Here is a 19,803-nt window from a genome sequence, read left to right as displayed (position 1 = left end):
GTGCTCGTGGGGGTGAGCACGACTGGACTGCCCGGACGTTACCCACCAGTACTCGGTTCCGGATAGGGGGTTCTGGCCAGATGTTCCGTGCGTCACACATATGTGGCGGTGCTCCGCGCACAGTAGTCCACACCCTTGAAGACTCGGAAGTAACCGCAGGTCCGACGCCCTAAGGTGTGGGCATGCGAGTCCATGTGGTCAGCGACGTGCACGGAAACACCGAGGGCCTGGCCAAGGCGGGCGACGGCGCGGACGCCCTGATATGCCTCGGTGACCTGGTCCTCTTCCTCGACTACGCGGACCACTCGCGCGGGATCTTCCCCGACCTCTTCGGCGTGGCGAACGCCGACCGGCTGGTCGAGCTGCGCACCGCACGCCGCTTCGACGAGGCCCGTGAGCTGGGACGGGAGCTGTGGGCCGGGCTCGACGTCGACCGGGGGACCGCGATCGAGTCGGCCGTGCGGCGGCAGTACGCGCAGATGTTCGCCGCCTTCCCCACGCCGACGTACGCCACCTACGGCAACGTCGACATGCCCGCCCTCTGGCCCGAGTACGCCGGCGCGGGCACCACCGTCCTGGACGGCCAGCGCGTCGAGCTCGGCGGCCTCGTCTTCGGCTTCGTCGGCGGCGGGCTGCGCACCCCGATGCGCACCCCCTACGAGGTCTCCGACGAGGAGTACGCCGCCAAGGTCGAGGCGGTCGGCGAGGTCGACGTCCTGTGCACCCACATCCCGCCGGAACTCCCCGAGCTCACCTACGACACCGTGGCCCGCCGCTTCGAGCGCGGCAGCCGGGCCCTGCTCGATGCCATCCGCCGCACCCGCCCCCGCTACTCCCTGTTCGGCCACGTCCACCAGCCGCTGGCCCGCCGGATGCGGGTCGGCGCCACCGAGTGCGTCAACGTCGGCCACTTCGCGGCGACCGGCCGCCCCTGGGTACTCCAGTGGTGAGCGGGGCCGGGATCCGGCCCCGGCCCACGGGCGCCGGAGATCGGCGGCCCGCGCACGCGATAGCCTTCACACCACACACACCACCCCCGGCGGGTCGTACTGGAGGAGCCACAGCGATGGCGGAACACACCAGCTCGAGCATCACGATCGAGGCGGCGCCCGCCGAGGTCATGGGGGTGATCGCGGACTTCGCCCGCTACCCGGAGTGGACGGGCGAGGTGAAGGAGGCCGAGGTGCTCGCCACCGACGCCGCCGGCCGCGCCGAGAAGGTCCGGCTGCTGCTCGACGCGGGCGCCATCAAGGACGACCACACCCTCGCCTACACCTGGACCGGCACCGACGAGGTCAGCTGGACCCTGGTGAAGTCGCAGATGCTGCGCACCCTGGACGGCTCCTACCGGCTCGCCCCGGTCGCCGGCGGCACCGGCACCGAGGTGACCTACCAGCTCACCGTCGACGTCAAGATCCCGATGCTCGGCATGATCAAGCGCAAGGCCGAGAAGGTCATCATCGACCGGGCGCTGGCCGGCCTGAAGAAGCGGGTGGAGTCCGGCCCGAAGGCCTGATCGTGCGCACCGTCCTCGTCACCGGCCCCGGCGGCTCAGGCCGCACCACCGTCGCCGCCGCCACCGCCCTGGCGGCGGCCCGGGCCGGCCACCGCGTCCGCCTGGTCGCGCAGCACCCCCCGGCCGGACCGCTGCCCGGCGTCGACGTGCTGCGGGTCGACACGGCCGCCGACTTCCGCCGCGAGCTGCTCGCCCTCCAGGACCGCGCGGGCACCGCGCTGGACCTGCTCGGCGCCGGCCGGCTGGACGAGGAGGAGCTCACCGAACTCCCCGGCAGCGAACAGTTCGCCCTGCTCAGAGCGGTACGCCGGGCCGCGTCCGGCGACCACGGCCTGGTCGTCGTCGACCTGCCGCCGGTGCCCCAGGCCCTCGCCCTGCTCGCCCTGCCCGAGCAGCTGCGCCGCTACCTGCGCCGCCTGCTGCCGCCCGAGCGCCGGGCCGCCCGCGCCCTGCGCCCCGTACTCGCCCAGCTCGCCGGGGTCCCGATGCCCGCGCAGTGGCTGTACGAGACCGCCGCCCGCTGGGACGAGGAGCTGGCCGCCGTCCAGGCCGTCGTCGCCGACCCCGGCACCTCCGTGCGGCTGGTCCTCGAACCGGGCCCCGCCGCGGCCGACGCCCTGCGCACCGCCCGCCTCGGCCTGGCCCTGCACGGCCTCCCGCTGGACGCGGTCGTCGCCAACCGGGTGCTGCCCGCCGACACGCCCGACCCCTGGCTCGCCGGGCTCGTCGCCCAGCAGGACAAGCACCTCGCCGAGCTGCGCGACACCTGCCCCGTCGTGACCCCGGTGCCGCACCTGGGCCGCGACCCGCAGGGCGCCGACGACCTGGCCCTGCTCTGGGAGGACGGCGGCCAGCCCGCCGTGCCCGACGCCCGCTGGCGGGTGGAGGACCGCAGGGCCGAGGACGGGGTCCTGGTGTGGCACGTCCCGCTGCCCGGCGCCGCCAAGGGCGAGCTCGGGCTGGTCCGGCGCGGCGACGAACTCCTGCTCACCGTCGGACCGCTGCGCCGCGTGGTCCCGCTGGAGCCGGTGCTGCGCCGCTGCACGGTCGCCGGGGCGGGCCTGGTCGACGGCGTGCTGGGCGTCCGGTTCGCCCCCGACCCCGATCTGTGGCCGAGGACGCGCTGAACGCCGTACCGCCGTTCGGGTACCGTCGAGCGTACGAAGTACGGATGCCCTGCCTCAGGAGTGCGCGATGAGCGATGCCACCGAGCGTCCCCCCTACGACGCGGACGCCTGGGCCAAGGCCTGCGCCGAGGACCTGGCGGCCGAGAAGGCGCGCCGCCGCGCCGAGCGCGGCCCGCAGCCCGGCTCCGCCGCCGAGGAGCTGCGCAAGCTCGTCGACGCGGTCGCCGAGAAGGTCGCCGGCTTCCAGTCCGGGCTGCCCGGCATGGCCGCCCAGGGCGCCGTCAACCAGCTGATCGACCAGGCCAGGTCCGCGGGTGAACGCGTCATCGAGCGCAACCCGCAGGTCTTCGACCACCTCGCCGCGGCCGGCAGCGAACTGCTCGCCGCCTACCGCTCCGCCGTCGAGGGCCAGGAGAAGCGCTGGACCCACGACCGGCCCGGCACGGGCGAAGGGTCCGAGGGCTGGTCCAAGGGCCGGGACGAAGGCCCCGCGGCGGGCGAGCAGATAGACCTGGACTGACGGCGGCGCCCCCCTGCTCGGGTACGGTGGCCCGTAGCGGGGCACGACCGAAAACTGAGGGACACATGGGACTCACCATCGGCGTCGACATCGGCGGCACGAAGATCGCGGCCGGCGTGGTCGACGAGGACGGAGCGATCCTCGACACCCACAAGGTGCCGACCCCGGCCACTCCCGAGGGCATCGTCGACGCCATCTGCGCGGCCGTCTCCGAGGCCGGCAAGGGACACGACATCGAGGCCGTCGGCATCGGCGCCGCCGGGTACGTGGACGACAAGCGGGCCACCGTCCTGTTCGCGCCGAACATCGACTGGCGCCACGAGCCGCTCAAGGACAAGGTCGAGCAGCGCGTGGGCCTGCCGGTCGTCGTGGAGAACGACGCCAACGCGGCCGCCTGGGGCGAGTACCGCTTCGGCGCGGGCCAGGGCCACGACGACGTCATCTGCATCACCCTCGGCACCGGCCTGGGCGGCGGCATCATCATCGGCAACAAGCTGCGCCGCGGCCGCTTCGGCGTCGCCGCGGAGTTCGGCCACATCCGGGTCGTGCCCGACGGCCTGCTGTGCGGCTGCGGCAGCCAGGGCTGCTGGGAGCAGTACGCGTCCGGCCGCGCCCTGGTGCGCTACGCCCGCCAGCGCGCCAACGCCACCCCGGAGAACGCCGAGTTCCTGCTCTCCCTGGGCGACGGCACCCCCGAGGGCATCGAGGGCAAGCACGTCTCCAAGGCCGCCCGCGAGGGCGACCTGGTGGCCGTCGACTCCTTCCGTGAGCTGGCCCGCTGGGCCGGTGCGGGCCTGGCCGACCTGGCCTCCCTGTTCGACCCGTCCGCGTTCATCGTCGGCGGCGGCGTCTCCGACGAGGGCGAGCTGGTGCTCGACCCGATCCGCAAGTCCTTCCGGCGCTGGCTGATCGGCGGCCAGTGGCGCCCGCACGCCCAGGTCCTCGCCGCCCAGCTGGGCAACAAGGCGGGGCTCGTCGGCGCGGCGGACCTGGCCCGCCAGGGCTGAGCCCACCCGGACCGCGCGGTGCCCGTCGTGCCCCCTGGGGGCGCGGCGGGCACTCGCCTATGTTGGGCCCATGGACCACGGCCCGCTCCCCGGCACGCTGCCCAACTCCCGTACCGAACCGGACGGTTCGGCGGTGATCAGGGTGCTCAGCTACAACGTGCGCTCGATGCGCGACGACGAGGACGCGCTCGCCCGGGTGATCCGGGCCTGCGCCCCGGACCTGGTGTGCGTGCAGGAGGCGCCGCGCTTCTTCCGCTGGCGCAAGCACGCGGCGCGGCTGGCCGCCAAGAGCGAGCTGGTGGTCCTCTCCGGCGGGGCGACCGCGGCCGGGCCGCTGCTGCTCTGCTCGCTGCGGGCCACCGTGGAGCGCAGCGAGGACGTGCTGCTGCCGCTCACCCCGGGCCTGCACCGCAGGGGCCTGGCGACGGCGGTGGTACGGATCGGGGGCGCCCGGCTCGGCGTCCTCAGCTGCCACCTGAGCCTGGCCGCCGAGGAGCGGTACGCCCAGGCGGGCGCGGTGCTCGACGGGCTCGCGGCGCTGGACGTGCCGCACGCGGTGGCGGCCGGTGACCTCAACGAGCGGCCGGGCGGGCGCGCGTACACCCGGCTCTCCGCACGGCTCACCGACTGCCGCGCGGCGGCGCCGTGGGGCGGCGAGCACACCTTCCCGGTGGACGCCCCGGACCGCAGGATCGACGCGGTGTTCGCGACCCCGGGGATCGAGGTGCTGGGCTGCGGCGTCCCCCTGGACCTCCCGCCCGCCGACACGAAGGCGGCCACGGACCACCTCCCGGTCCTGGCCGCCTTGCGGGTGCCCGCGAGCTGAGCCACCGGCCCGGCGGCCGGAGGCCGGCGCAGCCCCACGAAGCCCGTGAGGCGCCCCGGCGCCGAGCGGTGCGAGCGGGGCGTGAGGGGGACTCAGCCCACCTCCCGGTCCTGGCCGCCTTGCGGGTGCCCGCCTCCTAGGGCTGGGCGCGGGTGCCCGCCTCCTAGGACCAGGTCCTAGACGACCGCTCCCCGGCCCGGGTCGCCGTCGTCCTCGTCGTCGCCGTGCTGCATCCGGGCCACCAGGGTGGCGAAGCCGCCCAGGAAGCCGCCGACGCACAGCGTGGTCAGCCACCACGTCATGTCCCACTGGAGCAGCACCGCGAGCAGCATCAGCACCGGTCCGCCGATCACGCCCAGCCAGGCGAACTTGGCGGTGGTGTCGGCCTCCGGCAGCGGCGGCGGCTCCGGCGGGACGAAGTGCCCCTCGTCGCCCTCGCCGAGGTCCTCGTCCTTGGGCTCGTCCACCGAGTAGTCGCGCGGCCCGGACGCGCCCACGCCGGGCGCGAACACCACCGAGCTGCCCAGCGGGCGCTCCGGCTCCCGCTCCCGGTCGCCCGGCCCGTCGTTGGTCTCGTACTCCGCGAGGTCCGCCAGGTTCTCCACGGACTTGAACGGCTTGGCCCCCGGCGGGTCCGGCGGCTCCTCCCCGTACCCCGCGACGATCGCGGCCCAGGCCGCGTCCTCGTCGACCGGCTGCGGCTCCCGCTGCCCGTCGCGGTCCTGCGGGTCCGACCGCTCGGAGTCGTGCTGTTCGGAGTCGTGCTCAGCCACCGGTCGTGCTCCCCTTCTCGACGACGTCAGGAGCGAGGCGGCCGATGAACGCGAGACTCTCGTCGAAGATCCGCTCCGCGTCGTGGTCCAACGTCGCCACGTGGTAACTCTGTTCCAGCAGGATCTCGGTGACGTCCGTGGACGACACCCGGGCGAGCACCCGGGCCGAGTCGGCCGGCGGCACCACGTGGTCCTGCGGGCTGTGCAGGAGCAGCAGCGGCTGCGTGACCTGCGGCAGCTCGCCGTCGACCAGCCGGAAGAAGTTCCGCAGGGAGTGCGCCGCGTGCAGCGGCACCCGGTCGTACCCCACCTCCACCGAGCCCGGCTTGGCGATGTCGCTGGCGATGCCCTTGGTGGAGGGCACCAGGTGCCGGGCGACCGGCAGCGCCCGCGCGGCCAGGCCGTGCACCTTGTTCCCCGGGTTGACCACGACCACCCCGCTCACCGCGTCCCCGTGCCGGGCGGCCAGCCGCAGCGCCAGGGCGCCGCCCATGGAGAGCCCGCACACGAAGACCCGCGCGCACCGCGCGGTGAGCTCCCGCAGGGCCTTGTCCACCTCCGCGTACCAGTCCTGCCAGCCGGTGAGCTGCATGTCCTGCCAGCGCGTGCCGTGTCCGGGGAGCAGGGGGAGGGAGACCGTCAGACCGCGCTCGGCCAGGTACTCCGCCCAGGGGCGCATCGACTGCGGGGAACCGGTGAAGCCGTGACAGAGAAGGACACCGACCTCGCCGCCCTCATGGCGGTACGGCTCGGCTCCGGGAAGGACCGGCACCGGGGTCTCCTGTTCGTGAGGGAAGGGACGACTCAAGGGTGCCTTCACCGTACGCGACCGGACTGACACCGACCAGGGCCGTCGCCGCACCGCGCGCGGCGCTCGTGCACGGGAGTGCGGGCCCCGCACGGGTTAAGGTCTGTGCGACGGAAAACAGGAGGCATACGAGTTGATCTACGGCGCAATGAAGTTCTCCATCGGGGGCACTCTGAAGCTCGCCTTCAGGCCCTGGGTCGAGGGCCTCGAGAACATCCCCGCCGAAGGGCCGGCGATCCTCGCGAGCAACCACCTCTCGTTCTCCGACTCCTTCTTCCTCCCCGCGGTGCTCGACCGCAAGGTCACCTTCATCGCGAAGGCCGAGTACTTCACCACCCCCGGGGTCAAGGGCAAGCTGACGGCCGCCTTCTTCAAGGGCGTCGGACAGCTGCCGGTGGACCGCTCGGGCGCGCGCGGCGCGGGCGAGGCGGCGATCAAGGCGGGCATCGAGGTCATCGAGGGCGGCGGCCTGTTCGGCATCTACCCCGAGGGCACCCGCTCGCCCGACGGCCGGCTCTACCGGGGCAAGCCCGGCGGCCTGGCCCGGGTGGCGCTGGCCACCGGGGCGCCGGTGATCCCGGTGGCGATGATCGACACCGAGAAGATCCAGCCGCCCGGCAAGGTGGTGCCCAAGCTGATGCGCCCGGGCATCCGGATCGGCAAGCCGCTGGACTTCAGCCGCTACCAGGGCATGGACGGCGACCGCTTCATCCTGCGCTCGGTGACCGACGAGGTCATGTACGAGATCATGAAGCTCTCCGGCCAGGAGTACGTCGACATCTACGCGACGGCCGCCAAGCGCCAGATCGCGGAGGCCGAGAAGGCCGCCAAGGAGGCGCTGAAGGCGGAGATCGCCGAGCGGGAGCAGTCGGGCGCCTAGAGCGGGCGCCCCAGGGGGGTGGGGGAGATGGCCAGGCGCGAGCGGGTCGTGCGGATGTCGGTCGAGCAGCCGCTGTGGCGGGCGCTGACCGCGTACCGGGTGCTGACCATGGCGTACGCCGTGCTGCTCGCCGTGTTCGGCTGGCACGGGTACGAGCGGCCCTGGGTGGCCGCCGGGTACCTGGCCTTCCTCGCGGTGTGGACGCTCGCCACCCTGCCCAGGGTCGCCGGCGCCGCGAGCTGCACCAAGCGCTTCCTCGGCGCCGACCTGGTGGTGGCGCTCACCGGCATCCTGCTGACCCCGCTGGCCGACGCCCAGGCGCAGACCCAGGACGGGCCCACGCTGCCGTCCATCTGGACGGCCGGCGCGGTCCTCGCGTTCGCGATCAAGGGCGGCTGGCGCTGGGCGGGCTTCGCCTCGTCCTTCGTCGCCGTGGCCAACCTGGTCGAGCGCGGCGAGCCCAGCCGCGACACCCTGCACAACGTGCTGCTCGTCTGGGTCGCCTCGATCGCCATCGGGTACGTGGTGGAGGTCGCCCGGGCCTCCGAGCGCACCCTGGCCCGCGCCCTGGAGATCGAGGCCGCCACCCGGGAGCGGGAGCGCCTGGCCCGGGACATCCACGACAGCGTGCTCCAGGTCCTGGCGATGGTGCAGCGCCGCGGCACCGCCCTGGGCGGCGAGGCCGCCGAGCTCGGCCGGATGGCGGGCGAGCAGGAGGTGGCGCTGCGCACCCTGGTGGCGGGCGGCCTGATCCGCACCTCGCACGTGTCGGAGGACGAGTCGCTGGGCGCGGTCGTACGGGTGGTGGAGGAGCCGGACGACGCCGCCGGGTCGGGCCCGGACGACCTGCGCGCGCTGCTCGCCCCGTTCGCCGGGTCGCGGGTGACGCTGGCCGACCCCGGGGCGCCGGTGCCGCTGCCGCGCCAGGCCGCCCGGGAGCTGGCCGCCGCGGTCGGGGCCGCCCTGGACAACGTGCGCGCGCACGCCGGGGAGGAGGCCAGGGCCTGGATCCTGGTGGAGGACTGGGGCGACGAGGTCGTGGTCACCGTGCGCGACGACGGCCCCGGCATCCCCGAGGGGCGGCTGGCGCAGGCCGAGGGGGAGGGCCGGCTGGGCGTGGCCCTGTCCATCCGTGGCAGGCTGCGCGACCTGGGCGGCAGCGCCGACCTGGTGTCGGTGCCCGGCCAGGGCACGGAAGTAGAACTGAAGGTCCCACGGGGGAAGGCGAGCGGAACATGAGCGAAGAGCGACGGATCAGGGTGATGGTGGTCGACGACCACCCGATGTGGCGCGACGCGGTCGCCCGGGACCTCGAAGGGGCCGGCTTCGAGGTGGTGGCCACCGCGGGCGACGGCGAGCAGGCGGTGCGCCGGGCCCGGGCGGCGGCGCCCGATGTGCTGGTCCTGGACCTGAACCTGCCGGTGATGCCGGGCGTCCAGGTGGCCAGGGAGCTGGTGGGCGCCGACCCGAAGCTGCGGGTCCTGGTGCTGTCGGCGAGCGGCGAGCACGCGGACGTCCTGGAGGCGGTGAAGTCCGGCGCGACCGGCTACCTGCTGAAGTCGGCGAGCACCGAGGAGCTGATCGACGCGGTGCGCCGCACCGCGGCCGGTGACCCGGTGTTCACCCCGGGCCTGGCGGGCCTGGTCCTCGGCGAGTACCGCAGGCTGGCCTCGGAGCCGGCGCCCGCGGCGGGCGGCGACGCGGGCAAGGCGGCGCCGCAGCTGACCGACCGGGAGACCGAGGTGCTGCGCCTGGTCGCCAAGGGCCTGAGCTACAAGCAGATCGCCGAGCGCCTGGTGATCTCGCACCGCACGGTGCAGAACCACGTGCAGAACACCCTCGGCAAGCTCCAGCTGCACAACCGCGTGGAGCTGGTGCGGTACGCGATCGAGCGCGGCCTGGACGACGCCTGAGCGCGTCCGGCGCGCGCCGACTCCTTTACGGCGGAGCGGATTTGACCCTTCGCACCATCCCTGGGTGACGTGGGTCACCCCTAGCGTGGCGTGGAGACACGACGCGTAGGCGTGACCCACGGCGAAGGGAAGGGTTCCATGCGGGTCGGAGTACTGACCGGGGGCGGCGACTGCCCCGGCCTCAACGCGGTCATCCGGGCCATCGTGCGCAAGGGCGTCCAGGAGTACGGGTACGACTTCACCGGCTTCCGGGACGGCTGGCGCGGCCCCCTGGAGAACGACGCGGTACCGCTCGGCATCCCGGCCGTCCGCGGCATCCTGCCGCGCGGCGGCACCATCCTCGGCTCCTCGCGCACCAACCCGTTCACGCAGGACGACGGCGTCCGCCGGATCCGGGAGAACCTGGCCAAGACCGAGGTGGACGCCCTGGTCGTGATCGGCGGCGAGGACACCCTCGGCGTCGCGGCCCGGCTGTACGAGGAGCACGGCGTGCCCTGCGTGGGCGTGCCCAAGACCATCGACAACGACCTGTCCGCCACCGACTACACCTTCGGCTTCGACACCGCCGTCGGCATCGCCACCGAGGCCATCGACCGGCTGCACACCACCGCCGAGTCCCACATGCGGGTCCTGGTGGTGGAGGTGATGGGCCGGCACGCGGGCTGGATCGCGCTGCACTCGGGCCTGGCGGGCGGTGCCAACGTGATCCTGATCCCCGAGCACCCCTTCGACGTGGACCAGGTCTGCACCTGGGTGACCTCGCGCTTCCGTGCCTCGTACGCACCGATCGTGGTGGTCGCCGAGGGGGCGGTCCCGCGCGACGGCGAGATGGTCCTGAAGGACGCCACCACCGACTCCTTCGGCCACGTCCGGCTGTCCGGGGTGGGCGAGTGGCTGGCCCTGGAGATCGAGCGGCGCACCGGCAAGGAGGCCCGCACCACCGTCCTCGGGCACGTCCAGCGCGGCGGCACCCCCAGCGCCTTCGACCGCTGGCTGGCCACCCGCTTCGGGCTGCACGCGATCGAGGCCGTGCGGGACGGGGACTACGGGCGGATGGTCGCCCTGCGCGGCACGGACATCGTGCGCGTGCCGATCATCGAGGCGACCGCCCGGTTGAAGACGGTCGGCCCCGAGCTGTACCGGGAGGTGGGGGTCTTCTTCGGCTGACCGGGGCCGACCGGGGCCGATCGCGGCCGGCCGGGACCGGCCGTGCTCCCGGGGGCACCCTCGCGCTGTGGGCCGTATATTCGGCGATATCCGGCCCAACAGTGCGAAACACCTGATTCGGGAGAGCGGCGTGGAGATCCTGGCGTTCGGCGTGCAGGCGGACGAGAAGCCGCTGATCGAGAAGGCCTTCGAGGGCCACCACGACGTCCGCTGCCTCGACGTCTTCCTGACCGAGGACACCGCGCCCATCGCGGCCGGCCACGAGATCGTCTCCACCAGCGTCAACGCCGACCTGGACGCGCGGGTGCTGCGCATCCTGGCGGCCGGCGGGACGAAGATGATCGCCCAGCGCTCCACCGGCTTCAACAACATCGACCTCGCGGTGGCCCAACAGCTGGGCCTGACCGTCTCCCGGGTCTCGTACTACTCGCCCTACTCGGTCGCCGAGTTCGCCTGGACCCTGGCGATGGCCGTCAACCGGCGCATCGTGCGGGCCTCCAACCGCACCCGCGACTTCGACTTCCGCCTCGACGGCCTGATGGGCCGCGACATGCGGGGCCGGACCGTCGGCGTGCTGGGCACCGGCAAGATCGGCGAGGGGTTCACCCGGATCGCCCACGGCTTCGGCATGCGCCTGCTGGGCTGGGACGTCGCCGAGAACCCGGCCTGCGTCGAGCTCGGCATGGAGTACGTGGACAAGGAGCGGCTGCTCGCCGAGGCCGACGTGATCAGCCTGCACGTCCCGCTGCTCCCGGCCACCCAGCACATCATCAACGCCGACGCCCTGAAGGCGATGAAGGACGACGCGATCCTGGTGAACTCCAGCCGCGGCGGCCTGATCGACACCGAGGCCCTGGTCCGCGAGCTGCGCGCCGGGCGCTTCGCCGGGGTCGGCCTCGACGTGTACGAGGCGGAGGCGGGGCTGTTCTTCCTGGACAAGTCCCTGGAGGTGGTCGAGGACGACACCCTGGCCCGGCTGGTCACCTTCCCCAACGTGGTGGTCACCTCGCACCAGGCGTACTACACGGTCGACGCGGTCGGCCAGATCATCGACACCACGGTCCAGAACGTCCTCGACTACACCGCGGGGCGGCGCAGCGAGAACGTCCTGGTCCCGAGGGAGGCCCCGCGGGGCTGACGGCCGCCGCGGACGGGTCCTTCAGACGAGCACGCCCGCCAGCAGGTCCGCGACCACCGCCGCCCCGTCCGGGGTCAGCACCGACTCCGGGTGGAACTGCACCGAGGCGAAGCCGGGCCCGCGCAGCGCGTGCACCTCGCCGCTCGCCGGGTCGCGGCTGACCTCGACCCGGTGCAGGGCCAGCTCGGCGGCGGCCTCCTCGTCGCAGCGGGCGGTGAAGCTGTTGTAGAAGCCCACCGTGCGCTCCCGCCCGAACAGGTCCACGCGCACCTGGGCCCCCTGGAAGGGCACCTCCTTGCGCACGATCTCCAGGCCCAGCTCCGCCGCGATCAGCTCGTGCCCCAGGCACACCCCCAGCAGCCCGTGCCGGTGGCCGCGCACCAGCTCGGCGGTGAGCTCCCGCAGCGCCCGCATCTTCGGGTCGGCCGTGTCCGACGGGTCGCCGGGACCGGGGCCCAGCACCACCGGACCCCGGTGCGCGAGGACCCGCTCGCGCAGCCCCGGCTCGTCGAAGCGCCGCACCTCCACCTCCAGGCCCGAGGAGCGCAGCAGGTGCGCCAGCATCGCGGTGAACGTGTCCTCGCCGTCCACCACCAGCGCCCGTCCCTCCAGCCGCGCCACCCGGGTCTGCATCTTCAGCCAGAACGGCGCGAGGCCGGACCGGCGCGCGTCCAGCGCGGCCCGCACCCGGGGGTCGTCGGCCAGCTTCCCGGTGCGCTCCGCCTCCGCCACCGGCCGCCCCGGCCGCACCCCCAGCGCGGACAGCACGCCCGCCGCCTTGGCGTGCGTCTCGGCCACCTCGGACGCCGGGTCCGAGTGCCGTACGAGGGTGGCGCCGACCGGCACCCGCAGGGCGCCGTCCGCCGAGATGTCGGCGGTGCGGATCAGGATCGGGGAGTCCAGGGTCTGGGCGCCGCTGCCGTCCAGGCCGAGCAGGGCGAGGGCGCCCGCGTAGTAGCCGCGGCCCCCGGCCTCGTGGCGCTCGATCACCCGGCAGGCGTTCTGCACCGGCGAGCCGGTCACGGTCGCCGCGAACATCGTCTCGCGCAGCACCTCCCGCACGTCCAGCGAGGAGCGCCCGCGCAGCTCGTACTCGGTGTGCGCCAGGTGCGCCATCTCCTTCAGGCGCGGCCCGACCACCACCCCGCCCATGTCGCCGACGGTGCACATCATCTTCAGCTCCTCGTCGACGACCATCGACAGCTCGTCGGTCTCCTTGCCGTCGGCGAGGAAGGTCAGGAGCGAGTCCACCGAGGGGCCCTCGGCGGGGTAGCGGTAGGTGCCGCTGATCGGGTTCATCACGACCGTGCCGCCGGACATCCGCACGTGCACCTCGGGGCTCGCGCCCACCAGCACGCGGTCGCCGGTGTGCACCACGAACGTCCAGTACGCGCCGCGCTCGGCGGTCAGCAGCCGGCGGAACAGGGCCAGCGCGTCGGCCCGCGAGAAGTCCGGGATCCCGCCCGTGTAGGTGCGCCGGACGACGAAGTTGGCGCCCTCGCCGCTGCCGATCTCCTCCTCCACGACCCGCCGCACGATCCGGGCGTACTCCTCGTCGGCCACGTCGAAGCCGCCGTCCTCCACCCGTACGTCGTGTCCCGGCAGCGCGGCCAGCACCTCGTCGAGCGGCAGCTCGTGGACCTCCTCGGCGGTCAGCACCGCCAGCGGGGTGCCGTCGTCGCGGACGTCGAAGCCGCGCTCGCGGATCTGCCGGAACGGCACCAGGGCCAGTGTGGGCAGCTCGCCGACCGGTAGCTCGGCCAGTCTCCCGGCCTCGTGGACCGGTCCGGTCAGCAGCTCCACGGTGTCGTGGTCGCGGCCGGGGGTGCGCCGGCGCAGCAGCGCGAACGGGGGGTGGGTGTCGTCCTGGAGGCGGGCCAGGAGCCGGTGGGTGTCCATCGCCTGTTGTTCCTTCCGGGAGGGGAGGAACGGCCGGGAAAACGAAGAAGGCCGCCCCTCGGGCGGCCTTCGCGAGTTGGGTACGCGCAGTCAGCGGGCCGCCGGATGAGCGGTCCACCACCAGTTCTGGTTCGTCTGTGCGTACATGCGGCGAACCCTACCCCACCCCCGGCACGGCTGGCTCAACTCCGGCTTGACGCGGTGGCGCCGGGCTCGGGAGGCTCGACCGGGCCCCGCGCCGCGTGTCCGCGCGCCGGTCGCGTCTCACTTGCTGGGCCGTGTCCTGGACACCGCGCACAACCCCGTAATGTTGACGAGGTGACCGTGAACGCTAAGACCACCGCCACCGGTGGCAACACCTGGCAAAACCTGCCCGCGGCGCAGCAGCCCGAGTACCCGGATGCCGAGGCTCTGCGCGATGTGATCGCGGACCTCGAGTCGTATCCGCCGCTCGTCTTCGCCGGCGAGTGCGACCAGCTGCGCGCCCGGATGGGAGCCGTCGCCAGGGGCGAGGCGTTCCTCCTGCAGGGCGGCGACTGCGCCGAGGCCTTCGACGCCGTGTCCGCCGAGCACATCAGGGCCAAGCTCAAGACCCTGCTGCAGATGTCGGCCGTGCTCACCTACGCGGCCTCGGTGCCCGTGGTGAAGGTCGGCCGGATCGCCGGCCAGTACTCCAAGCCGCGCTCCAAGGGCACCGAGACCCGCGACGGCGTCACCCTGCCCACCTACCGGGGCGACTCCGTCAACGGCTTCGCCTTCGACGAGAAGTCCCGCGTCCCGGACCCCGAGCGCCTGAAGCGGATGTACCACGCGTCCGCCTCGACGCTGAACCTGGTGCGCGCCTTCACCACCGGCGGCTACGCCGACCTGCGCCAGGTGCACGCCTGGAACCAGGACTTCGTGAAGTCGTCCCCGTCGGGGCAGCGCTACGAGCAGCTGGCCCGCGAGATCGACAACGCCCTGAACTTCATGAAGGCCTGCGGCACCGACCCGGCCGAGTTCAAGGCGGTGGAGTTCTACGCCTCGCACGAGGCGCTGCTGCTGGACTACGAGGGCGCGCTGACCCGTACGGACTCGCGCACCGGCAAGCTGTACGACACCTCCGGCCACATGGTCTGGATCGGTGAGCGCACCCGGCAGCTGGACCACGCGCACATCGAGTTCGCCTCGCGGATCGCCAACCCGATCGGCATCAAGCTCGGCCCGACCACCACGGTCGACGACGCGCTGACCTACATCGACCGCCTGGACCCGGACCGCGAGCCCGGCCGGCTGACCTTCATCGTCCGGATGGGCGCGGACAAGGTCCGGGACAAGCTCCCCGAGCTGGTCGAGAAGGTCACCGCCTCCGGCGCCACCGTGGCCTGGGTGACCGACCCGATGCACGGCAACACCTTCGAGGCGGCCTCGGGCCACAAGACCCGCCGCTTCGACGACGTGCTCGACGAGGTCAAGGGCTTCTTCGAGGTGCACAAGGCGCTCGGCACGCACCCGGGCGGCATCCACGTGGAGCTCACCGGTGACGACGTCACCGAGTGCGTGGGCGGCGGCGACGAGATCTTCGTCGACGACCTCCACCAGCGCTACGAGACGGCCTGCGACCCGCGGCTCAACCGCAGCCAGTCGCTGGACCTGGCGTTCCTGGTGGCGGAGATGTACCGCGACCAGTGATCTTCCGGTGACCCCCGGTCGATCTTCCGGGGGTACGAAGGTGGGGCACGGATCCTTGTGATCCGTGCCCCACCTGTCGTATCCGGGCTTTTGCGGGCCGCGGGTGCCGGGTAAGGTTAGGTTAGCCTCACCGATCAATCGGGACGGCGTTCCTTATCGATCCCGCATGGTCGCCCCGGGAGGTGAACCGCGTGTACGTCTGCTCGTGCTTCGGCGTGACCGAGAAGCAGGTGAAGGAACACGCGGACGCCGGCGCCTGCACGCCGCGCCAGATAGCGTCGGCCTGCAAGGCGGGCACCGACTGCGGCTCGTGCGTCCGCCGCATCCAGGCGATCCTCGGCCGGGGCAACTGCCCGCGCCGCGATCTCCTGGACCAGGGCCGGCCGGCGCTCGCCCCGGTGGCCGCGCTCGACGAGGCGGCCTGAGCCCACGGGCCCGCTCAGCCCTCGGGCTGCTCGATCTGCTGCGCCAGGTACAGCGCCTCGCCGAGGCTCTCGATGAGCTCCAGCTGCGTGTCCAGGTAGTCGATGTGGTGCTCCTCGTCCTCCAGGATCTCCTCGAAGATCCTCGCGGACGTGACGTCGCCCTTGGCGCGCATGACCTCGATGCCGCGCTTGAGGCGGTCGATCGCCTCGACCTCGACCTGGCGGTCGGCCTGGAACATCTCGGTGACCGTCTGGCCGACCCGGACGTGGAAGAGCCGCTGGTAGTTCGGCAGGCCGTCAAGCATCAGGATGCGTTCCGTCAGCTTGTCCGCGTGCTTCATCTCGTCGATGGACTCGGCACGCGTGTAGTTGGCGAGCTTCGTCCACCCCTTGTTGTCCTGGATGCGATAGTGCAGCCAGTACTGGTTGATGGCCGTCAGCTCACCCGTGAGCTGCTCGTTCAGGAACTCCAGGACCTCGGGGTCGCCCTGCATCGCAGAGGCTCCTTCCGCAGTGGGTCGGGGGCAGGTGCGCGCATCCTCGCACCGCCCGATCCGGACCGTCCAGTAAGTGCACGCTTAGTAGGAGTTGCCCGAATCGGGCCAGACCTGGTCATGACCACCCCTCGCGGTCTGTCACCATGGATGGCATGGGTCATCCGGAGAGCCGGGAAAGCGGCATGCTGCAGCAGTCCGAGCTTCCGCCGGGGCAGCGTCTGCAGCGCGGCTGGCCGGTCACCCACTACGGACCCGTACCGAAGTTCAAGCCGGACCGCTGGGAGTTCCGGGTCTTCGGCTCCACCGCCGACGGCGAGAAGCGCTGCTGGAACCACGAGCAGTTCTCGGCCCTGCCGTTCTCCACGGTCGTCGCCGACCTGCACTGCGTGACCAAGTTCAGCATGCTGGGCGCCGAGTGGGGCGGGGTCGCCGCCCGGGCGCTGGCCGAGCTCGCGCCGCCCGCCCCGGACGTCACGCACGTGATGGTGTGGGCCGAGTACGGCTTCAGCGCCAACCTGCGGCTCTCCGACTTCACGTCCGACCGCACCATCTTCGCCACCCACAAGGACGGCGAGCTGCTCACCGCCGAGCACGGCTTCCCGCTGCGCCTGGTGGTGCCCCACCTGTACGCCTGGAAGGGGCCCAAGTGGGTCCGGGGCGTGGAGTACATGACCGCCGACCGCCGCGGCTTCTGGGAGGAGCGCGGCTATCACAACATCGGCGACCCGTGGACCGAGCAGCGCTACTCCTACCAGGAGCTCCCGGGCGACGGCCCGGAGTTCTGAGGTCAGCGGACGTCGCGCAGCTCCTTGAGGAGCGCCACGTCCGTCGCGTGCCCCTCCTTGCCCCCGGGCGTCTCGATGATCAGCGGTACGCCCTCGGTGGCCGGGTGCCGCATCAGCTCGCGGAACGGTTCGCGGCCGATGTGCCCCTGGCCGATGTTCGCGTGCCGGTCCTTGTGCGCGCCGACCACGTCCTTGGAGTCGTTGGCGTGGATCAGCTTCAGCCGCCCGGTGCCGATCGTCTCCTGGAGCAGGTCCAGGGTCTTGGCCACCCCGTCGGGCTCCGCCAGGTCGTGCCCCGCGGCGAAGACGTGGCAGGTGTCCAGGCAGACGCCGAGCTTGGGGTGGGCGTCCAGGGCCTCGAAGTAGGGGCCGAAGTCCCAGGTGCGCGAGCACAGCGAGAAGCCCTGCCCGGCCGTCGACTCCAGGAGCAGGTCCGGGTCGTCGTCGTGGGTCAGCTCGTCGAGCAGCGGCAGCAGGTGCTCGCGCACCTGGGCCAGGGCCTCCTCGCGGGGCCGTCCGCCGGTCGCCGAGCCGGTGTGCACCACCACGCCCCGGGCGCCGATCTCCCGGCCCCGGCGCAGCGAGTGCCGCAGCGACTCCACGGACTTCTCGACCGTCGCCTCGGTGTGCGAGCCGAAGTTGATCAGGTACGGGGCGTGCACCCAGGCCGACAGGCCCTCCTCGGCGCACTCGGCCAGGAACCGCTCGTCCTGGGCCGGGCTGCCGGTGGGCGTCGCCCAGCCGCGCGGGTTGGCGACGAAGACCTGCACGGCCTCCGCGCCCATCTCGCGGGCGTACGTGAGCCCGATGGAGGCCAGGCCCCCGGCCACCGGGACGTGGCCGCCGACGGGGTTGCGCATCAGTCCTACAGTCCCTTGGTCTTGATGGTGATGGTGCTGCCCTCCGGGGCCTTGCCGCCGCCCTTGACGGACTGGCTCTCCACCTCGTCGCCCAGGAAGGGGAAGTTCCGCTCCACCTTCACCTGGAACCCGGCGGCCTCCAGCGTGCTCTTCGCGTCGTCCGCCTTGGCGCCGGTGACGTCGGGGACCTCGACCATGCGCGGGCCCTTGGAGACGGTCAGCGTGACGGTGTCGCCCTTGGCGGCCTTGGTGCCGGGGGAGACCGACTGCTTCGCCACGGTGCCGGCCTCGCCCGGGGCGTTCACCCGCTCCGGCGCGACCTCCACCCGGAAGCCCTCGCCCTCCAGCGTGCTGCGGGCGTCCTCGACCTTGTCCCCGCCCACGTCCGGCACCTCGACCGGGGAGCCCTTGGACACGACCAGGGCGACGGCCGAGTCGGGGCGCCGCCCCGTGCCCGCCTCCGGGTCGGTGCTGATGACCTGCCCCTGCGCGATGTCCTCGCTGAACGCGGTGGTCACCAGACCGGCCGCGAGGCCCGCCTTCGACAGGCGGCGCTTGGCGTCGTCCAGGTCCACGCCCTTGAGGTCGGGGACCTTCACGATCTCCGGGCCGCGCGAGACGGTCAGGGTGACCGCCGCGTTGCCCCGCACGCGCTCGCCCGGGCCGGGGTCGACGGCCATCACGGTGCCGCGCCGGTAGGCGTCGCTGAAGCCCTGCTTCGAGGGCCGTACGTCGAGTCCCGCGTCGGCCAGCCGCTTCTTGGCCTGCGCCTCGCCCTGGCCGAGCACCGCCGGGACCCGGGTGAACTGGCCGGAGTTGATGTACCAGACGCCCGCGCCGACGCACAGCACGACCAGCGCGACCACCAGCGCCAGGACGCCGCGCCGGGGCACGCCGGGGCGGCGGCGCGGGGCGGGCGCGGGCGGCTCCTCGGGCGGCTCGGGCGGCCGGGTCAGCCGGGTGGTGTGCCGCACCGGCTGGTCGGCGTGCCGCTCCCCGGCCGTGCGGTACGGCTGCGCCGGGGTCGCCTCGGCGGGCAGGGCGCGCGGGATGACGCTGGTCAGGTCCTCGGAGTGGCTGGAGCGCTCGGTGCGCGCCTGCGGCGGTACGGCGTCCAGCTGCTCGTCGCCCAGCGCGGCGCGGGCCTCGCGGGCCAGCGCCAGCAGGGCCACCGCGTCGTACGGGCGGACGTCGGGGTTGCGCGCGGTGGCCGCGGCCACCAGCTCGTCCAGTTCCAGGGCCATGCCGGGCACGGCCGCCGAGGGGGCGGGCACGTCGGAGTTCAGGTGCCGGTAGAGCACCTGGGCCGGGGTGTCGCCCGAGTGCGGCTTGGCGCCGGTCAGCATCTCGTACAGCACCACCCCGCACGCGTACACGTCGGCGCGGGTGTCGGCGGTGCCGTGCTCGATCTGCTCCGGGGCCAGGTAGGAGACGGTGCCCAGGACGGACCCGGTGGTGTTGGTGGCGGAGCCCACCGCCCGCACCAGTCCGAAGTCGGCGACCTTGACCCGGCCGTCGTCCCCTATCAGCACGTTCTCCGGCTTCATGTCACGGTGGACGAACCCGGCCCGGTGCGCGGCGCCGAGCGCGGCGAGCACCGGCTCCAGGACGTCGAGGGCGGCGCGCGGCTGCAGGGCCCCGCGCTCGCGCAGCACGTCGCGCAGGGTGCACCCGGCCACGTACTCCATCGCCAGGAAGACGTACGCCCCGTCGGCGCCCTGGTCGAAGACGCCGACCACGTTGGGGTGGGAGAGCCGGGCGACGGACTTGGCCTCGCGGATGAAGCGCTCCACGAAGGCGGCGTCCGTGGCGAGCGCCGGGTGCATCACCTTGAGGGCGAGCACCCGGTCCAGACGGGTGTCGACGGCCCGGTAGACCGTGGCCATGCCGCCGACGGCGATGCGCGCATCGACGCGGTAGCGGCCGTCGAGCAGCTGCCCGACGAGGGGGTCCTGAAGGGTCGTGTCCACGGAGGCGAGTCTACGAGCCGC

Annotated in this window: 21 protein-coding genes; 14 read left to right on the top strand and 7 right to left on the bottom strand. The window is 73.1% G+C overall.

Features of this window, described 5'->3' with window-relative positions; all coding sequences use genetic code 11:
• Positions 1-182 precede the first annotated feature (182 nt).
• From ABT160_RS28195 to ABT160_RS28170, 6 genes are all read left to right on the top strand, one after another.
• Positions 183-950 carry a metallophosphoesterase family protein gene (locus ABT160_RS28195; RefSeq protein ID WP_351650655.1) on the top strand — a complete coding sequence of 256 codons (768 nt, stop codon included), beginning with the start codon at positions 183-185 and terminating at the stop codon, positions 948-950.
• Between the two features lie 116 nt (positions 951-1,066).
• Positions 1,067-1,516 carry an SRPBCC family protein gene (locus ABT160_RS28190; protein ID WP_351650654.1) on the top strand — a complete coding sequence of 150 codons (450 nt, stop codon included), beginning with the start codon at positions 1,067-1,069 and terminating at the stop codon, positions 1,514-1,516.
• 2 nt (positions 1,517-1,518) lie between these two features.
• Positions 1,519-2,643, top strand: a complete 1,125-nt coding sequence (locus tag ABT160_RS28185) for an ArsA family ATPase (protein ID WP_351650653.1) — start codon at positions 1,519-1,521, stop codon at positions 2,641-2,643.
• A gap of 67 nt (positions 2,644-2,710) precedes the next feature.
• Positions 2,711-3,163 carry a DUF5304 domain-containing protein gene (locus ABT160_RS28180; protein WP_351650652.1) on the top strand — a complete coding sequence of 151 codons (453 nt, stop codon included), beginning with the start codon at positions 2,711-2,713 and terminating at the stop codon, positions 3,161-3,163.
• Positions 3,164-3,228: 65 nt separating this feature from the next.
• Positions 3,229-4,170 carry an ROK family glucokinase gene (locus ABT160_RS28175; protein ID WP_351650651.1) on the top strand — a complete coding sequence of 314 codons (942 nt, stop codon included), beginning with the start codon at positions 3,229-3,231 and terminating at the stop codon, positions 4,168-4,170.
• A 70-nt stretch (positions 4,171-4,240) separates the two neighbouring features.
• Complete coding sequence (locus ABT160_RS28170; protein WP_351650650.1) at positions 4,241-4,996, top strand: endonuclease/exonuclease/phosphatase family protein; 756 nt, start codon at positions 4,241-4,243, stop codon at positions 4,994-4,996.
• A gap of 176 nt (positions 4,997-5,172) precedes the next feature.
• Here ABT160_RS28170 and ABT160_RS28165 read toward each other — a convergent pair whose 3' ends face one another.
• Both ABT160_RS28165 and ABT160_RS28160 read right to left on the bottom strand, forming a co-directional pair.
• A complete protein-coding gene (locus ABT160_RS28165; protein WP_351650649.1) occupies positions 5,173-5,769 on the bottom strand; it encodes a hypothetical protein in 597 nt (198 codons plus the stop codon).
• Positions 5,762-6,541, bottom strand: coding sequence for an alpha/beta hydrolase (locus tag ABT160_RS28160; protein WP_351650648.1), 780 nt, complete (start codon positions 6,539-6,541; stop codon positions 5,762-5,764). The genes ABT160_RS28165 and ABT160_RS28160 overlap by 8 nt, the downstream gene beginning before the upstream one ends.
• Positions 6,542-6,710: 169 nt before the next feature.
• Between ABT160_RS28160 and ABT160_RS28155 the strand changes: the two genes are divergently transcribed.
• The 5 genes from ABT160_RS28155 (at position 6,711) to ABT160_RS28135 (ending at position 11,675) form a co-directional block, all read left to right on the top strand.
• Positions 6,711-7,457: a lysophospholipid acyltransferase family protein gene (locus ABT160_RS28155; protein WP_351650647.1), complete on the top strand. Its 747-nt coding sequence runs from the start codon at positions 6,711-6,713 to the stop codon at positions 7,455-7,457.
• Positions 7,458-7,484: 27 nt separating this feature from the next.
• Positions 7,485-8,696 (top strand): MacS family sensor histidine kinase, encoded by a 1,212-nt coding sequence (gene macS, locus ABT160_RS28150; protein ID WP_351650646.1) that lies wholly within the window; start codon positions 7,485-7,487, stop codon positions 8,694-8,696.
• Positions 8,693-9,370 (top strand): response regulator, encoded by a 678-nt coding sequence (locus ABT160_RS28145; RefSeq protein WP_351650644.1) that lies wholly within the window; start codon positions 8,693-8,695, stop codon positions 9,368-9,370. The genes macS and ABT160_RS28145 overlap by 4 nt, the downstream gene beginning before the upstream one ends.
• 138 nt (positions 9,371-9,508) lie before the next feature.
• Positions 9,509-10,537 carry a 6-phosphofructokinase gene (locus tag ABT160_RS28140; protein WP_351650643.1) on the top strand — a complete coding sequence of 343 codons (1,029 nt, stop codon included), beginning with the start codon at positions 9,509-9,511 and terminating at the stop codon, positions 10,535-10,537.
• 130 nt (positions 10,538-10,667) lie between these two features.
• A complete protein-coding gene (locus tag ABT160_RS28135; protein ID WP_351650642.1) occupies positions 10,668-11,675 on the top strand; it encodes a 2-hydroxyacid dehydrogenase in 1,008 nt (335 codons plus the stop codon).
• Between the two features lie 21 nt (positions 11,676-11,696).
• On the opposite strand, the gene ABT160_RS28130 is transcribed toward ABT160_RS28135, so the two are convergent.
• Together ABT160_RS28130 and ABT160_RS28125 are read right to left on the bottom strand one after the other, a co-directional pair.
• Positions 11,697-13,574 carry an anthranilate synthase family protein gene (locus ABT160_RS28130; RefSeq protein WP_351650641.1) on the bottom strand — a complete coding sequence of 626 codons (1,878 nt, stop codon included), beginning with the start codon at positions 13,572-13,574 and terminating at the stop codon, positions 11,697-11,699.
• A gap of 90 nt (positions 13,575-13,664) precedes the next feature.
• Complete coding sequence (locus tag ABT160_RS28125) at positions 13,665-13,721, bottom strand: trp operon leader peptide (RefSeq protein ID WP_351650682.1); 57 nt, start codon at positions 13,719-13,721, stop codon at positions 13,665-13,667.
• 171 nt (positions 13,722-13,892) lie between these two features.
• On the opposite strand from ABT160_RS28125, the gene ABT160_RS28120 reads away from it, so the two are divergent.
• Positions 13,893-15,245 carry a class II 3-deoxy-7-phosphoheptulonate synthase gene (locus tag ABT160_RS28120; RefSeq protein WP_351650640.1) on the top strand — a complete coding sequence of 451 codons (1,353 nt, stop codon included), beginning with the start codon at positions 13,893-13,895 and terminating at the stop codon, positions 15,243-15,245.
• A 182-nt stretch (positions 15,246-15,427) separates the two neighbouring features.
• Positions 15,428-15,670 carry a (2Fe-2S)-binding protein gene (locus ABT160_RS28115; RefSeq protein WP_351650639.1) on the top strand — a complete coding sequence of 81 codons (243 nt, stop codon included), beginning with the start codon at positions 15,428-15,430 and terminating at the stop codon, positions 15,668-15,670.
• A gap of 14 nt (positions 15,671-15,684) precedes the next feature.
• On the opposite strand, the gene bfr is transcribed toward ABT160_RS28115, so the two are convergent.
• The gene (gene bfr / locus ABT160_RS28110; RefSeq protein ID WP_351650638.1) at positions 15,685-16,164 is read right to left on the bottom strand and encodes a bacterioferritin; all 480 of its coding nucleotides are present in this window, start codon (positions 16,162-16,164) and stop codon (positions 15,685-15,687) included.
• A gap of 155 nt (positions 16,165-16,319) precedes the next feature.
• Here bfr and ABT160_RS28105 point away from each other — a divergent pair, with 155 nt between their 5' ends.
• Positions 16,320-16,952 (top strand): sulfite oxidase-like oxidoreductase, encoded by a 633-nt coding sequence (locus tag ABT160_RS28105; RefSeq protein WP_351650637.1) that lies wholly within the window; start codon positions 16,320-16,322, stop codon positions 16,950-16,952.
• A 2-nt stretch (positions 16,953-16,954) separates the two neighbouring features.
• On the opposite strand, the gene ABT160_RS28100 is transcribed toward ABT160_RS28105, so the two are convergent.
• Together ABT160_RS28100 and pknB are read right to left on the bottom strand one after the other, a co-directional pair.
• A complete protein-coding gene (locus ABT160_RS28100) occupies positions 16,955-17,812 on the bottom strand; it encodes a deoxyribonuclease IV (protein ID WP_351650635.1) in 858 nt (285 codons plus the stop codon).
• Positions 17,813-17,817: 5 nt separating this feature from the next.
• Positions 17,818-19,782 carry a Stk1 family PASTA domain-containing Ser/Thr kinase gene (gene pknB / locus ABT160_RS28095; RefSeq protein WP_351650634.1) on the bottom strand — a complete coding sequence of 655 codons (1,965 nt, stop codon included), beginning with the start codon at positions 19,780-19,782 and terminating at the stop codon, positions 17,818-17,820.
• Between the last annotated feature and the right edge of the window lie 21 nt (positions 19,783-19,803).

The sequence above is a fragment of the Streptomyces sp. NPDC001941 genome (genome assembly GCF_040296945.1).
Classification (GTDB): Bacteria; Actinomycetota; Actinomycetes; order Streptomycetales; family Streptomycetaceae; genus Streptomyces.
Note: the sequence above shows the minus strand (reverse complement) of the source record. Positions and strands in the feature narration are given on the sequence as shown.

Excerpts from the sequence above, each read along its gene's own strand:
- ABT160_RS28195 (WP_351650655.1), top strand. The coding sequence starts at position 183 with ATGCGAGTCCATGTGGTCAGCGACGTGCACGGAAACACCGAGGGCCTG.
- ABT160_RS28190 (WP_351650654.1), top strand. The coding sequence starts at position 1,067 with ATGGCGGAACACACCAGCTCGAGCATCACGATCGAGGCGGCGCCCGCC.
- ABT160_RS28180 (WP_351650652.1), top strand. The coding sequence starts at position 2,711 with ATGAGCGATGCCACCGAGCGTCCCCCCTACGACGCGGACGCCTGGGCC.
- ABT160_RS28175 (WP_351650651.1), top strand. The coding sequence starts at position 3,229 with ATGGGACTCACCATCGGCGTCGACATCGGCGGCACGAAGATCGCGGCC.
- ABT160_RS28170 (WP_351650650.1), top strand. The coding sequence starts at position 4,241 with ATGGACCACGGCCCGCTCCCCGGCACGCTGCCCAACTCCCGTACCGAA.
- macS (WP_351650646.1), top strand. The coding sequence starts at position 7,485 with ATGGCCAGGCGCGAGCGGGTCGTGCGGATGTCGGTCGAGCAGCCGCTG.
- ABT160_RS28145 (WP_351650644.1), top strand. The coding sequence starts at position 8,693 with ATGAGCGAAGAGCGACGGATCAGGGTGATGGTGGTCGACGACCACCCG.
- ABT160_RS28140 (WP_351650643.1), top strand. The coding sequence starts at position 9,509 with ATGCGGGTCGGAGTACTGACCGGGGGCGGCGACTGCCCCGGCCTCAAC.
- ABT160_RS28130 (WP_351650641.1), bottom strand. The coding sequence starts at position 13,574 with ATGGACACCCACCGGCTCCTGGCCCGCCTCCAGGACGACACCCACCCC.
- bfr (WP_351650638.1), bottom strand. The coding sequence starts at position 16,164 with ATGCAGGGCGACCCCGAGGTCCTGGAGTTCCTGAACGAGCAGCTCACG.
- ABT160_RS28105 (WP_351650637.1), top strand. The coding sequence starts at position 16,320 with ATGGGTCATCCGGAGAGCCGGGAAAGCGGCATGCTGCAGCAGTCCGAG.
- ABT160_RS28100 (WP_351650635.1), bottom strand. The coding sequence starts at position 17,812 with ATGCGCAACCCCGTCGGCGGCCACGTCCCGGTGGCCGGGGGCCTGGCC.